The organism is Nitrospirillum amazonense, from assembly GCF_007828045.1.
GTDB lineage: Bacteria > Pseudomonadota > Alphaproteobacteria > Azospirillales > Azospirillaceae > Nitrospirillum > Nitrospirillum amazonense_C.
This window is the reverse complement of the sequence record NZ_VITN01000008.1, coordinates 146,838-160,594: the sequence shown is the minus strand read 5'-3', so window position 1 is coordinate 160,594 and position 13,757 is coordinate 146,838. Positions and strand designations below refer to the sequence as shown.

Genomic DNA, 13,757 nt, shown 5'->3' with positions numbered 1-13,757 from the left:
GGGTGGCGAGCCGGCTTTCATAGTGCGTCCATAGGGAGAAGAGAGATGCCCCGGACGCTCTACGACAAGATCATCGACGCCCATACCGTCTGTCCTCTGGATGACAGCGGACAATTGCTGCTGTACGTCGACCGCACCATCCTGAACGAGTACACCAGCCCCCAGGCCTTCACCGGCCTGCGCGAGGCGGGACGGCCGGTATGGAATCCGGCGGCCGCCTTGATGGTGGTGGACCATGTCAACCCCACCGCCAGCCACCGCACCCTGGAGGTGGCGGATAAAGAGGCGGCGGCGCAGATCGCCTATTTCCGTGACAACGCCCGCGATTTCGGCATCGAGCTGTTCGACATCCTGGACCCGCGCCAGGGCATCGAGCATGTGGTGGCACCGGAGCAGGGGCTGGTCATGCCCGGGATGGTGGTGGCGGCCGGCGACAGCCACACCACGGCCTATGGCGCCCTGGGCGCCCTGGGCTTCGGCATCGGCACCTCGGACATCGAGCATTACCTGGCGACCCAGACGCTGGTGTACCGGCGGCTGAAAACCTTGCGCGTCGTGGTGGGCGGGGCGCTGGCCCCCGGCGTGACGCCCAAGGACCTGGTGATGGAGGTCATCCGCCGCATCGGCGCCGACGGCGCCACCGGCTATGCCGTGGAGTTCGCCGGGCCCGCCATCGACGCCATGAGCGTGGAGGGGCGCATGACCGTCTGCACCATGATCGTGGAGGCGGGGGCCAGGGGCGCCGTCATCGCGGCGGATGAGAAGGTGCTGGCCTATATCCATGGCCGCCCCCGCGCCCCCAAAGGCATGCTGTGGGAGCAGGCGGCGCAGGCCTGGCTGGCCCTGAAAAGCGACGCGGACGCCCTCTTCGACCGCGAGGTCCAGCTGGCGGCGGAGGATGTGGCGCCCATGGTCACCTGGGGCACCAGCCCCGATCAGGCGGCGGTCATCACAGCGACCGTGCCGGCGCCGGAGGGCGAGGCCGATCCCGGCCGCCGCGCCGCCCTGACCCGCGCCCTGGATTACATGGGCCTGGCGCCGGGGGTGGCGCTGGACGGCATCGCCATCAGCCACGCCTTCATCGGGTCCTGCACCAACGCCCGCATCGAGGATTTGCGCGACGCCGCCCGCATCCTGCGCGGCCGGCGGGTGGCGGCGGGCGTGCGCGCCATCATCGTGCCGGGATCGACCCAGGTGCGGGCGCAGGCGGAGCGCGAGGGGCTGGACCGCGTCTTTACCGACGCCGGCTTCGAGTGGCGGCAGTCCGGCTGTTCCATGTGCCTGGCCATGAACGACGACGTGCTGCAACCCGGGGACCGCTGCGCCTCCAGCACCAACCGCAATTTCGAGGGCCGGCAGGGCAAGGGTGCCCGTACCCACCTGATGAGCCCCGCCATGGTGGCCGCCGCCGCCATCGCCGGCCATCTGGCCGACGTCCGCACCTTCAACCCCCAAGAGGAGGTCGCCTGATGCAGCCCTTCATCCGCGTCGCCGGCCCCGCCGCCCCCCTGCCCCAGCCCAATGTCGACACCGACGTCATCATGCCCAAGCAGTTCCTGAAGGGCGTGGACCGCACGGGGCTGGACCGGGGCGTGTTCCATGACCTGCGTTTCGCCGCCGATGGCCGGCCGCGCCCCGACTTCATCCTGAACCGACCCAGTTGGCGGGGCGTCCGCTTCCTGGTGGTGGGGCCCAACTTCGGCTGCGGCTCCTCCCGTGAGCACGCCGTGTGGGGCTTGGCCCAGCTGGGCATCCGCGCCCTGATCGGCACCAGCTTCGCCGGCATCTTCAACGACAACTGCCAGCGCAACGGCATCCTGACGGTGACGCTGCCGGCCGATGTCATCGCGGATTTGATGGCCCAGGTCAGCCGGCCGGACGCCAATGGCCTGATCGTCGACCTTCCCGGACAGACCATCACCGTGGAGGCCGACGGCCGCACTATCCCCTTCGCCGTCGAGGCCTTGCGCCGCGACGCCCTGATCCAGGGCCTGGACGGGGTCAGCGCCACGCTGGCCCGCCATGCCGAGGCCATCCGCGCGTTCGAGGCCAGCCACCGCCAGGCCAACCCCTGGTTCTACTGACCTATCGACCACCGCCTGTCTTGCCGCCCGGGTCCCACCGTGGGGGCGCCTGGCCGCCCTGCACATCGGGCCGCTGCCCCTGCCGATGTTCGCGGCCAAGGGCTGACCCCGCCCCGCGACTCCCTGGTGCGCCGGGGCCGTGCCGTACTATCCTGGCGCCAGAAAACGGCGCCGGGGGGCGCGGCGGCGTCCGGTGGACGGGGATGGGGGCATCTATGGTTCTGACTGTAAGGGGGACGGGACCGGCCGGAGGGGCGGGTCCGGCGATGGCGTGGCGTCGGCTCGCCCTGCTGGTGAAGGCCGGGGTTCTGGTGTGCCTGGGCTTGGCGGCGTCACCCGCCGCGGCGGAAAAGTCGAAATGCCAGCTGCAGCCGGTGAGCAACCTCACCCTCACCATGGACCGGAACATGCCTCTGGTGGACGTGGGCATCAACGGCCAGCAGGTGCACATGCTGCTGGACACCGGCGCCGACACAAACTTCATCACCAGGCCGGCCGCCGAACGGTTGAAGCTGCGCCACGGGTGGGAGCCCGGCATGCATGCCGAGGGTGTGGGCGGCCACGTCGCCCTGTATTCCACCCAGATCGACGACATGACGCTGGGCAACTGGCTGGTCCACCGGGTGGAGATGCCGGTCTTGAGCAACCACGACGTTGGCGACGGGCCGGACGTCGTCGGCGTGTTGGGCGAACGCTTCCTGTCGAACTTCGACCTGGACATCGACATCGCCCACAACCGCCTGGTCCTTTTCCATCCCGAGGATTGCGAACACACCGCCCTGGCCTCCTACTGGGGGGTGCCCTACGACTACACGAAGATCGAGCGCATGCGGGAGGACGGGTCGCCCATCTGGCTGACCGTCCTGGTGAATGGGCAGCCGGTGCGCGCCATCCTGGACACAGGTGCAGAGACCTCGGTCATGACCTTGCAAACGGCGGCGCGGGTGGGCATGACGCCGCAAACTCCGGGCGTCGCGCCCGCCGGCAAGTCCGGCGGCATCGGCAATGACGCGGTCGATGACTACGTCGGCCTGTTCGACAGCTTCAAGCTGGGGGATGAGGAAATACGCCGCGTCCACCTGCGCTTTGGCGAAATGTTCGGCAACGGCGGATGGGACGTGCCGGAGATGCTGCTGGGCCTGGACTTCCTGCGGGCCCACCGCGTGTTCATCTCGCACAGCCAGCACCGGCTCTATTTCGCCTATGTCGGCAGCGGCCCCATCTTCCAGGTCATGGGCCCCCGCCTGCCCCGCGCCGACCAGGCGGCCGACACGGCGGCGGAGACCCAGGGGCGCTGAGGTCCACCGGCCGGAACTTTACGAATCAGAAAAGCGGAGGCGGTACCTCTCGCGGCGTCCGCGATTTGGCAGGTTCCATCTTCCACAACCAACGAGCGTCATGGCATTGTTTGCGCAATGGCCGCGCGTGGTGCGACGGTCCTGGGGATGTCTGACGGTGATGATGGGAAGACCGGCCCCGGGTGGGGATCGGCATGGCTCTGGTGCCGGGGGGCACCGGGCCGACCGCTTGACGGCGACGCCGGCGCGAACCCGCCCGGTGATGAAGACCATCGACGCGATGGCCGGCCCAGGCTGCTCAGCCACCCGGCCAGACCGCCCGCGCCCTTCAATGCAGAAAGAAGCATGACCATGACGACGCAACGCCGTCGCACCCTCCGCCGCCTCGCGGCGGCAACCCTGGGCCTGACCCTGGCCTGCGTCACCTTGGGGACACACGGCGATGCCCGGGCAGGGGAAGACAAGCGCAAGTGCCAACTGCTGCGCGTCGGCACCCTGGCCTTGACCATGGACGCCAACATGCCCTTGCTGGACGTGGGCGTGAACGGCCACGACGGTTACCTGATCATGGACACCGGCGCCGCGTTCGGCACGATCACCAAGCCGGCGGCGCAAAGGCTGCAGTTGTCCGGCCACTGGATACCCGGCATCTATATGGAAGGCGTCGGGGGCCGGGTCACCGTCGAGGAAGCCAGAATCGAGGAATTGCGGTTGGGTGACTGGAAAGCCCATCATATCGACTATCCGGTGTTCACCAACCACGACCTGTCGGACAATCAGAAAATCTTCGGCCTGATGGGGGAGAACTTCCTGTCGAAGTTCGACCTGGAAATCGATATCGCACATAACAAGGTCGGTCTGTTCCAGCCCCAGAACTGCGACGACGTTGCTTTGGCCTATTGGAGTGACACTTACAACGAGGCGGAATTCAGCCGCTTCTCGAAAGAGAACCCGAAGATCTGGCTGAAGGTCTTGATCAACGGCGAGGAAATCCGCGCCATCCTGGATACCGGTGCGTCCACATCAGTTTTGACCGAACGGGCCGCTGCACGGGCTGGCCTGACGCCGGACAGCCCAGGCGTGACGCGCAGCGGCAAGGCCAGTGGCATCGGTGATGACCAGGTGCAGGACTATATCGGCGTCTTCGACAGCTTTCGCCTGGGGGATGAGGAGATCAAGCACGTCCGTCTGCGCTTTGGCGAACTGTTCAGCCATGGCGGGCGCGAGATGCCCGAAATGCTGCTGGGCCTGGACTTTTTGCGTGCCCACCGCATGTTCGTCTCCCACAGCCAACGCAAGATTTATTTCTCGTATGTCGGCGGTCCGGTTTTCCAGGTGATGGGTCCACGCCTGCGCCGAGTGATGCCGGAGGCGGAACCCGCAGCGGACGGCGAATCACCCGGCGCACAGCCGGGCGACAAAAAGCAGCCCTGAGCCATATGCCGGTCACCGCCCAGGGGCATGCCCATCCCTGGCGTTTATGGCGAGTTGCCCGCGAGCGTCCCTCAGGAATTGAAATGCGCCAATTCAGCGCCCCTGGGCGTTGCGCAATCCGTCACAACTTGTCACAAGTCGCCGCACAGTCAACAAATCGTAACGCTCACCCTCTTGCCCTATTGGATAGAGGGTGATAAGAGTCGTCACACAATAATCACAGCGCCATTTACTTGGGATGAACGGCCAATTAACTCGGCAAATCACCCTGATTTAATGTGAACGGCGCTTTAATGGCGACAATATTTCAGGCACTGCCGCCGCCTTCACCGGCCCCGTCTCATTCAAGACGGTGACACTTGTTGTGGCGGCATTGTCCTCGTGCTCCGATGGGCCTACCCTCATGGACCCGCCCCTCCACCAACGGATAGAGGGTACATGAGCGTCGAGACGACCGACCCCACCCTTCCCTTGCAAAACAGTACCATCCCCGTTGGCTGGACCTACGGCGGCTTTTGGCGCCGGGCGCTCGCGGCCCTCATTGACATGTTGGTCCTGCTGGTGGCCTCGCTGACCGCCTCCTTGATCTTCGGCTATCCCCTGACGACACAGGCAACCGCCGCCGGCGAGGCATACCGGGGGGCATTGGGCCTGCCCACGGCAACCGTGGTGAATATCGCGCTGTACCTCACATACCACACGCTGTTCGTCGCCAGCGGCATGCGGGCCACGCCGGGCAAGCGCTTCATGACCCTGGTGGTGGGCCGGCCCGATGGCGGGCGGGTGGGCCCCGGCACCGCCTTCGCCCGCATCGGCGTGCAGGAGCTGTTGCCCCTGCCGCTGCTGCTGATGCAACCCCAGGCCAAGACGGCACCCCTGCTGTACCTGGCGGTGGCGCTGGTCGTCTGCGTGGCCCTGCTGGTCAACTACCTGATGGTGGCCTTCACAGATCAGAAAACCGCCGGCCACGACCGCATCTGCGGCACCCGGGTGTTCAAAACCCCGGACGAGGGGGTATGACGCCCCACCTTCCCGCTGGTTTTCCCCGCCCCCGCCGCTAAGGTTAATGGTGGCCGGGGAAGACCCCGTGTGGAGGAAACGTGAATGGCAATCAATAAGATGGAAAGCGCCGGGGCGGGCGGCGAGGGGGTGCTGGCACGCGGCGCCATCGCCTTCACCCGCTGGGCGGAGAAGTGGTTCCCCGATGCCTTCGTGTTCGTTGTCCTGGGCGTCATCATCGTCGCCGCCGGCAACCTGGCCACGGGCGCACCGGTGGGTGCCGTCGCCACCGGCGTGGGCGACGGGTTCTGGTCCCTGATCCCCTTCACCATCCAGATGTCCATGGTGGTGATCACCGGCTATGTCGTGGCCAGCTCGCCCCCCGTGCTGCGGCTGATCGAATGGCTGGCGCGGGTGCCGGCCACCGGCCGGGGAGCGGTCGCCTTCACCGCCTTCGTCAGCATGGCGGCCTCTTACCTGAACTATGCCCTCAGCCTGGTGCTGGGCGCCCTGCTGGTGCGGGCGCTGGCCCGGCGCCAGGACATCCGCGTGGATTACCGCGCGGCGGGGGCGGCCGCCTATCTGGGCCTGGGCGCCACTTGGGCCCTGGGCCTGAGCTCGTCCGCCGCCATGCTGCAGGCCAACCCGGCCAGCCTGCCCAAGGCGGTGGCGGACATCACCGGCATCATCCCCCTGAGCCAGACCATCTTCCTGTGGCAGTCCATGGTCATGGGCCTGGCGATCCTGCTGGCGTCCGTCGCCATCGCCTATTATTCCGCCCCCGGCGACGCGCGGGCCCGCACCGCCGCCGACCTGGGCGTGGACGTGACGGAGGCCGCCGCCGAGACAGGTGCCGCCACCCGGCCGGGCGATTGGCTGGAGCTGACGCCCATCCTGCCGCTGGTCATCGTGGCGCTGGGCGCCGGCTTCCTGGTGCATGAGTTCCAGAACAAACCGGCCCTCGGCGTCATCTCCAACCTCAACACCTACAACTTCTTCTTCATCATGCTGGGCCTGCTGCTGCACGGGCGGCTGCGCAGCTTCCTCACCGCCGTGTCCAAGGCTGTGCCCAGCACCGCCGGCGTGCTGATCCAGTTCCCCTTCTATGGCGCCATCGCCCAGTTGCTGACCCAGGTGCCGGGGTCGGACGGGCAGTCCATCTCCCACCACCTGGCACACCTGTTCGTCAGCCTGGCCAGCGGCGGCACCTTCCCCGTGGTCATCGGCGTCTATTCCGCCATCCTGGGCTTCCTGGTGCCATCAGGCGGCGGCAAGTGGATCATCGAAGCGCCCTATGTCATGCAGGCCGCCATCGACGTGAACGCCCACAAGGGCTGGGCAGTGCAGGTCTACAACGCGGCGGAAGCCCTGCCCAACCTGATCAACCCCTTCTGGATGCTGCCGCTGCTGGGCGTGCTGGGCCTGAAGGCCAAGGATATCGTGGGCTTCAGCTTTACCCAGCTGCTGTTCCACCTACCTTTGGTGCTGTTCCTGCTGTGGCTGCTGGCACCGGCGGCCTGACAGCGCCACCGGCCCGGTTGCAAGAACGTCGCAGGGTCGCCGTGAAATTGAAGGAGGGCGCCGGCCTGGAGTATCCTGCCGGCGCGCTTCATCTTGCCAAGGGTATTCCCATGAAGACCGCCGCCCTGCTGATGTTCGGTTCCGTCCTTCTGGCCGGCTGCGCCACCCAGCCGCTGACCACAGAGGACGCCGTGCACTACGCCGCCGCCGTGGCCCCGGACGTCTATTCCGACACCTACATCCTGGACGTGGTCGCGACCGGCCGGGAGAATGGCCGCATCTTCCTGAATTCGCAGGAGGATTACCGCGACCCGCATACCCTGACCATCGAGATCCTGCCCAGCGCCGTGCCCGCCTTCCGCCAGACCTACGGCCAGGATGCCGACGCCTATTTCAAGGGCCACCGCATCACCGTGCTGGGTGAGGCACGGCGCGTCACCATCTGGTACCTGAACCAGAGCGGCGAACGCACCGGCCAGTCCTACTACCAGACCCACATCGTGGTATCCGATCCGGACCAGATCAAGATCGAGTCTTGACGGCCCCATATCGCCTTAGCCTTGCCAGGCCCGCGTCCCGTCGGGGAAGGTGGACACGGGACTTGGTGATGGAAGGATGCCTTCATGGCGGATACGGACGCGATACCCGCCCCGATGATCGTGCCTACCCTGGGCGATGGCGTCGTCATCCTGCGGCCCTTGCGCCTGGACGATGTCGTCGCCCGCCTGGCCCTGGCGCGTGATCCGGAAATCCACCACCTTATGGGCTGGGACGGCAGCGGCGCGCCGGCGGGCTATACCCAGGCCGACGCCGATCTATGGATGACCGACCAGTTGAAGTTCCCCTACAGCTGGGCCATCGCCCTGCCGGAACCGGGGGTGACGGGGCCGGACGGTCCCCTGCCCGACCGGATGATCGGCAGCGTGCGCCTGGGCGGGGTGAACGACGCGCTGGCGCCAGGCCTGCGCGCCGCCAGCTTAGGCATAGGGCTGCTGGATCCGGGCGTGCTGAACCGGGGCCTGGGCATGCGCGCCATGCGCCTGTTGTTCCCCCACGCCTTCGGACCCCTAGGGCTGCACCGCATCGGCCTGCGGGTGCTGGCCACCAACACCCGCGCCGTCCATTGCTATGAAAAGCTCGGATTCCAGATCGAGGGGCGGGAGCGGCAGACCTATTCCCTGCTGGGCCAGTGGCACGACAGCCTGGTCATGGGCCTGCTGGCCCAGGAATACCGGGTCTAATGCCAAGTCCAATGCCGCTGGCACCCCGAAGGAGGTTCAACCCCCCAGGGCCGCCTGGATGGCCTGTTCCAGCTGCTCCGGCTTGGCCAGGGGGGCGTAGCGCCTCACCTTGCCATCCTTGCCCACCAGGAACTTGGTGAAGTTCCACTTGATGGACTTGCTGCCCAGGAAGCCGCGGGCGCGACCCTTCAGGTGTTCATACAGCGGCTCGGCCTTGGCGCCGTTAACCTCGACCTTGGCCAGCACCGGGAAGGTCACGTCGTAGGTCAGGGAGCAGAAGTTCTGGATTTCCCGGGCATCGCCCGGTTCCTGCTGGCCAAACTGGTTGCAGGGGAAGCCCAGGACGACCAAGCCCTGGTCCTTGTACTTGCGGTGCAGGGCCTCCAGCCCCTTGTACTGCGGGGTGAAGCCGCACTTGCTGGCGACGTTGACCACCAGCACGACCTTGCCCTTGTAGGCCGCCATGTCCACCGGGCCGCCGGCCGCGTCCCGCACCGTGTAATCGTAAACCGTGGCCATGGCCTTCCCCCGTTTTCCGCGCTGGCGGGAAGGCCATGGAGTCCTGTGCCTCCAGGGATTCCCGATCGTCCCGCGAGGCTACAGGAATAATTATATTGTGCGCAAGGTAATTTGATTACACCAACATGTTGACGGAACTGATCTGCCCGCCCTGGCCGCCACTGTTGCTGGCGTCGCTGTCGCTGCCCGAACCGCTCTTCCCGGACGATCCACCGCCACTGGCCGACTGGGTGGCCGGAGTGGTGGTCGTGGTGGTGGAACCGTCGGAATAGGTGACGGTGGTGGTGGTCGATCCGTCCGGCGCCGTGGTGGTGACCGTGCTGGTCACCGTCTTGGTCGAGGAGCTGCCGCTGGCGCCGCCGGCCGACCCGCTGCTGTCGGAGGACGCCGTGGCCGAAGACGAAGACGACGCGCCGCTGGAGGCCGCCCCGCCGCCCTGTAGCAAGGAACTGAGCGAGACGGTCATGTTGGTGCCGGATGAAATGCTGGTCATGGCGTAAGCCCCCGATTGGACATGAGACAGGCGCGGAAGAAGTCTCTGCAGAATGGCAGGAGGCCAGGGTGATGCCGCCTCTGAGCCGCCGCCAGCGGCAAGAGGGCATGCGGTCCGCTTGCAAATCGCGCGACAGCCTTTGGCCCGTTCGCCGTTGCGGAAGGCGATGGTCGCACCACCGCGATGAAATGATCGATCCGGGCGGCGGATACGCGTGGCGACGGCCCCAATCACACGCTATATTCATCAGGATATAGCGTGTGATTGCAACGCGAGGGGGCAAGACAATGCGTGAAATGTGGAGCCGGCGGATGCTGGGGCGGCTGGCGATGGCCGGCGCCCTGGCGGTGGCGATTGGCCTGGGCACCGCTCCCGCCCTGGCCCAGGGCGCCGGCCCCCTGGTGTTCGCGGCCGCCAGCCTGAAGAACGCGCTGGACAACGCCAACGCGGCTTTCGTCGCCGGCGGCGGGGCCAAGGCCACCGTCACCTATGCCGCCAGTTCCGCGCTGGCCAAGCAGATCGAGGCGGGCGCCCCCGCCGACGTGTTCATCTCGGCCGATGAGGACTGGATGGACTATCTGGCGGGCAAAGGGCTGATCCAGCCGGCCACCCGGCGGGACCTGCTGGGCAACGAGCTGGTGCTGGTGGCCCCCGCCGACGCCAAGACCACCATCGAGGTCAAGCCCGGCTTCGCCCTGGACCAGGCGCTGGATGCCGCGCAGAAGGGGGGCCGCCTGGCGGTGGGCGACCCGGCCGCCGTGCCCGCCGGCAAGTACGCCAAGGCCGCCCTGCAAAAGCTGGGCGCCTGGGACAAGGTGCAGGACCGCCTGGCCCCGGCGGAGAATGTACGCGCCGCCCTGGCGCTGGTGGCCCGGGGGGAGGCGCCGTTCGGCATCGTGTACAAGACCGACGCGGTGGCGGAACCGGGCGTGCGCATCGTCGCCACCTTCCCCGCCGACAGCCACGCGCCCATCCTCTATCCCATCGCCCTGGCCAAGGAGGCCACCAACGCCCAGGCGGGGGCCTTCCTGGATTTCCTGGCCGGCCCCAAGGCGCGCCCCCTGTTCGAGGCGCAGGGTTTCACCGTACTGTCGGCGAAGTGATTCCTTCCTGACCGCTCGGCCCTCATGAACGACTTCGGTTTTGGTCCGGACGAGGTGGCGGCCATCCATCTCAGCCTGAAGGTGGCCATCTGGGCCACCCTGGCGTCGCTGCCCCCCGGCATCGCCGTGGCCCTGGCGCTGGCCCGCGGCCGGTTCTGGGGGCGGGACCTGTTGAATGGCGTCGTCCACCTGCCCTTGATCCTGCCACCGGTGGTGACGGGCTACGCCCTGCTGCTGCTGATGGGGCGCCAGGGCTGGGTGGGCAAGCCCCTGGCCAGCATCGGCATCGTTTTCGCCTTCAATTGGACGGGCGCGGCGCTGGCCGCCGGCGTCATGGGCTTCCCCCTGATGGTGCGGGCCATCCGCCTGTCCATCGAGGCGGTGGACACCAGGCTGGAGCAGGCGGCCGGCACCCTGGGGGCACCACCGGTGTGGGTGTTCGCCACCGTGACCCTGCCCCTGATGCTGCCTGGCGTGCTGGCCGGCGCGGTGCTGGCCTTCGCCAAGGCGCTGGGCGAATTCGGCGCCACCATCACCTTCGTCTCGAATATCCCTGGCCGCACCCAGACCCTGTCGGGTGCCATCTACGCCTATACCCAGTCGCCCGGTGGCGACGCCGGCGCCTTGCGCCTGGTGGCGGTATCGGTGGTGCTATCGCTGATGGCATTGCTGCTGTCGGAAACGCTGGCGCGTAGCGTCAGCCGGCGCATCGGCGGGATGTCGTGATGAGCGCGCCCCCCGCCCTTGACCTTGATGTCACCCTGCGCCAGGGCGACTTTGACCTGCAGGCGCAAGTGACGGCCGGCCGGGGCCTGACCGTGCTGTTCGGCCAGTCAGGCTCAGGCAAGAGCACCCTCATCGACCTGGTGGCGGGGCTGAAGCGCCCGGACCGGGGCCGCATCGCCGTGGACGGCGTGCCGCTGGTGGACACCGCGGCCGGCCTGTGGCTGCCACCCCACCGCCGCCGCGTCGGCTATGTCTTCCAGGAGGCGCGGCTGCTGCCCCACCTGACAGTGCGGCAGAACCTGCTGTACGGCCGCTGGTTCGCCCGCCGGCACGTGACGGCGGAGGCGCCCACGCTGGACTCGGTGACCGATCTGCTGGGCATCGCCCCCCTGCTGGCCCGCCGCCCAGCCGGCCTGTCGGGCGGAGAAAAGGCGCGCGTGGCCCTGGGCCGCGCCCTGCTGGCCGCCCCGCGCATCCTGCTGATGGATGAGCCGCTGGCCGCATTGGATGAGGCACGGAAGGCCGAGATCCTGCCCTATCTGGAACGGCTGCGCGACCATGCCGGCCTGCCCATCCTGTACGTCACCCACGCGGTGGCGGAGGTGGCGCGCCTGGCCACCACCGTGGTGATGATGAACCAGGGGCGGGTACGCGCGGTGGGCGCCCCCGGCACCCTATGGTCCCGTCCCGACCTGATGGACCTGACGGGCGGGGCGGAGGCGGGGTCGCTGCTGGACGCCGTGGTGGGGGGACGTACCGCCGATGGGCTGTTTCAACTGGACACGGCCGCGGGTCGCATCCTGGTGCCCCACCTGCCGCCCCACCTGGCGTCGGGCGCCCGCACCCGCCTGCGCATTCCCGCCCGCGACGTGCTGCTGTCCGACAGGGCGCCGCAGGGCCTGTCGGCCCTGAACATCCTGCCCGGCATCGTCGCCGACGTGCGGGAGGACGCGGACGGCAGCCGCGTGGTGCGCCTGGAATGCGTGGGCGCACCGGTGCTGGCCCGCGTCACCCGCACCAGCGCCGACGCGCTGAGCATCACCCCCGGCCAACCGCTGTGGGCCATCGTCAAGGCGGTGGCGTTGGATCGGGGGAGCTGAGGCGGCCAACCGGGCGGCACACGGCCTCCGCCCCCCCCCACACGGGCCCCGCCTCTAAGTGCCGGGTGGCCGCAGGCGGCCGGCCAGGCCGGCGCGGATGTCGGCCGTGGCCTCGGCCGCTGCCTTTTCCATGGCGCGATAGGCCGCCACCAATTCCTGCCCGAACTCCGTCAGGGCGGCCCCGCCGCCCCCGCCGCCGCCCACCTGGGTGGTGACCGAGGGCTGGGCGAAGGTCTGGTTCAGGGCGTCCACCAGCTGCCAGGCGCGGCGGTAGGACATGCCCATGGCCCGCCCGGCGGCGGAGATGGAGTGGTGCTCGGCGATGGCTTCCAGCAGACGAATCTTGCCGGGGCCGACGGCGCCCTGATCACCGAAATCGATGCGGAGGGTGAGGCGGTTCATGGGTGCGCATTGAATCGCGGGCGGCGCCCGCCCGCAAGGGGGATGCGCGGAGCCGAACGGAAAACCGTCACGGCCATAAAACCCGGATAAAAAGCCGATTGATAGTTTAATCCAACTAAATTAGTTTGTTTAAACTATGAAAGCGGAACTCCTCATCCTGGGCGTGCTGCAGGGCGGCGACCTGCACCCCTATGAAATCAAGCGGCGTCTGACGGCGGCCCACGTCAACCATTACATCGACGTGGACGTGGGCACGCTGTACTACGCCGTGCGCAGCCTGGCGCGCGACGGCCTGATCGAGGCCAAGGGGGTGGAGGCGGTGGCCCGTGGGGGCGAGCGCACCACCTATGGGCTGACGCCCGCCGGCCGCGCCCGGTTCCATGCCCTGATGGCGGAACGGCTGGCCGACGTCTCGCCCCGCTATCACCCGCTCTATCCCGCGCTGATGTTTCTGCACCACGCCGATCCCGATGCGGTGGCGGACGCGCTGCGCCAGCGCCTGGCCATGCAGCGGGACTATCACCGTCCCCTGAAGGCGCTGGCGGACTATCTGGCGCCCGTCCAATCGACGGGCATGCGGGCCATCCTGGAAAACGGCCTGGCCCATCTGGAAACGGAAAACGCATGGCTGGCCAAGCTGGTCGAAACCATCGAGGCCGGCGACATCCGTCCGCCCGACTATGACCGGGCGCGCCTGATGGGCCTGTTTCCAGCGGGCCAGCCGCCCCTACCGCCGGGATACGCCCAGGCGCCACCGCCAGTACCCCCGCCACCCGCGGCCAAGACCAGACGTCCCCGGGCGGCCAAGCCCGCCAAACCCCTGTTGTCCTGAGGCAA

Annotated in this window: 16 protein-coding genes; 13 read left to right on the top strand and 3 right to left on the bottom strand. The window is 68.0% G+C overall.

Translation table 11 applies throughout. The features are described from left to right. Positions 1–45 precede the first annotated feature (45 nt). From leuC to FBZ89_RS14735, 8 genes are all read left to right on the top strand, one after another. Positions 46–1,470 (top strand): 3-isopropylmalate dehydratase large subunit, encoded by a 1,425-nt coding sequence (leuC, locus tag FBZ89_RS14770; protein ID WP_145750737.1) that lies wholly within the window; start codon positions 46–48, stop codon positions 1,468–1,470. After that, a complete protein-coding gene (leuD, locus tag FBZ89_RS14765) occupies positions 1,470–2,084 on the top strand; it encodes a 3-isopropylmalate dehydratase small subunit (protein WP_145750736.1) in 615 nt (204 codons plus the stop codon). The genes leuC and leuD overlap by 1 nt, the downstream gene beginning before the upstream one ends. Positions 2,085–2,350: 266 nt before the next feature. After that, a complete protein-coding gene (locus FBZ89_RS14760) occupies positions 2,351–3,382 on the top strand; it encodes a retroviral-like aspartic protease family protein (RefSeq protein WP_186457373.1) in 1,032 nt (343 codons plus the stop codon). A gap of 345 nt (positions 3,383–3,727) precedes the next feature. Beyond that, entirely contained in the window at positions 3,728–4,816 is a 1,089-nt protein-coding gene (locus FBZ89_RS14755) for a retroviral-like aspartic protease family protein (protein WP_186457372.1), read from the top strand. Positions 4,817–5,254: 438 nt separating this feature from the next. Further along, positions 5,255–5,836 carry an RDD family protein gene (locus FBZ89_RS14750; RefSeq protein WP_145750733.1) on the top strand — a complete coding sequence of 194 codons (582 nt, stop codon included), beginning with the start codon at positions 5,255–5,257 and terminating at the stop codon, positions 5,834–5,836. A gap of 84 nt (positions 5,837–5,920) precedes the next feature. Then, a complete protein-coding gene (locus FBZ89_RS14745) occupies positions 5,921–7,336 on the top strand; it encodes a short-chain fatty acid transporter (protein WP_145750732.1) in 1,416 nt (471 codons plus the stop codon). Between the two features lie 110 nt (positions 7,337–7,446). Continuing rightward, positions 7,447–7,875, top strand: coding sequence for a hypothetical protein (locus FBZ89_RS14740; RefSeq protein ID WP_145750731.1), 429 nt, complete (start codon positions 7,447–7,449; stop codon positions 7,873–7,875). A gap of 84 nt (positions 7,876–7,959) precedes the next feature. Next, the gene (locus tag FBZ89_RS14735; protein ID WP_145750730.1) at positions 7,960–8,577 is read left to right on the top strand and encodes a GNAT family N-acetyltransferase; all 618 of its coding nucleotides are present in this window, start codon (positions 7,960–7,962) and stop codon (positions 8,575–8,577) included. A 36-nt stretch (positions 8,578–8,613) separates the two neighbouring features. On the opposite strand, the gene FBZ89_RS14730 is transcribed toward FBZ89_RS14735, so the two are convergent. Next, positions 8,614–9,096, bottom strand: a complete 483-nt coding sequence (locus FBZ89_RS14730; protein WP_145750729.1) for a glutathione peroxidase — start codon at positions 9,094–9,096, stop codon at positions 8,614–8,616. Between the two features lie 115 nt (positions 9,097–9,211). Then, complete coding sequence (locus FBZ89_RS14725; protein WP_145750728.1) at positions 9,212–9,424, bottom strand: hypothetical protein; 213 nt, start codon at positions 9,422–9,424, stop codon at positions 9,212–9,214. Between FBZ89_RS14725 and FBZ89_RS14720 the strand changes: the two genes are divergently transcribed. From FBZ89_RS14720 to modC, 4 genes are all read left to right on the top strand, one after another. Next, positions 9,414–9,596: a hypothetical protein gene (locus tag FBZ89_RS14720; RefSeq protein ID WP_145750727.1), complete on the top strand. Its 183-nt coding sequence runs from the start codon at positions 9,414–9,416 to the stop codon at positions 9,594–9,596. The genes FBZ89_RS14725 and FBZ89_RS14720 overlap by 11 nt on opposite strands. 280 nt (positions 9,597–9,876) lie before the next feature. Then, positions 9,877–10,692 (top strand): molybdate ABC transporter substrate-binding protein, encoded by an 816-nt coding sequence (modA, locus tag FBZ89_RS14715; RefSeq protein WP_246172219.1) that lies wholly within the window; start codon positions 9,877–9,879, stop codon positions 10,690–10,692. A 24-nt stretch (positions 10,693–10,716) separates the two neighbouring features. Further along, positions 10,717–11,418, top strand: coding sequence for a molybdate ABC transporter permease subunit (gene modB / locus FBZ89_RS14710; RefSeq protein WP_145750726.1), 702 nt, complete (start codon positions 10,717–10,719; stop codon positions 11,416–11,418). Beyond that, positions 11,418–12,518, top strand: coding sequence for a molybdenum ABC transporter ATP-binding protein (gene modC / locus FBZ89_RS14705; protein ID WP_145750725.1), 1,101 nt, complete (start codon positions 11,418–11,420; stop codon positions 12,516–12,518). The genes modB and modC overlap by 1 nt, the downstream gene beginning before the upstream one ends. A gap of 54 nt (positions 12,519–12,572) precedes the next feature. On the opposite strand, the gene FBZ89_RS14700 is transcribed toward modC, so the two are convergent. Then, positions 12,573–12,920, bottom strand: a complete 348-nt coding sequence (locus tag FBZ89_RS14700) for a winged helix-turn-helix domain-containing protein (RefSeq protein ID WP_145750724.1) — start codon at positions 12,918–12,920, stop codon at positions 12,573–12,575. A gap of 136 nt (positions 12,921–13,056) precedes the next feature. Here FBZ89_RS14700 and FBZ89_RS14695 point away from each other — a divergent pair, with 136 nt between their 5' ends. Beyond that, positions 13,057–13,752, top strand: a complete 696-nt coding sequence (locus FBZ89_RS14695) for a PadR family transcriptional regulator (RefSeq protein ID WP_145750723.1) — start codon at positions 13,057–13,059, stop codon at positions 13,750–13,752. The last annotated feature ends 5 nt before the right edge of the window (positions 13,753–13,757 follow it).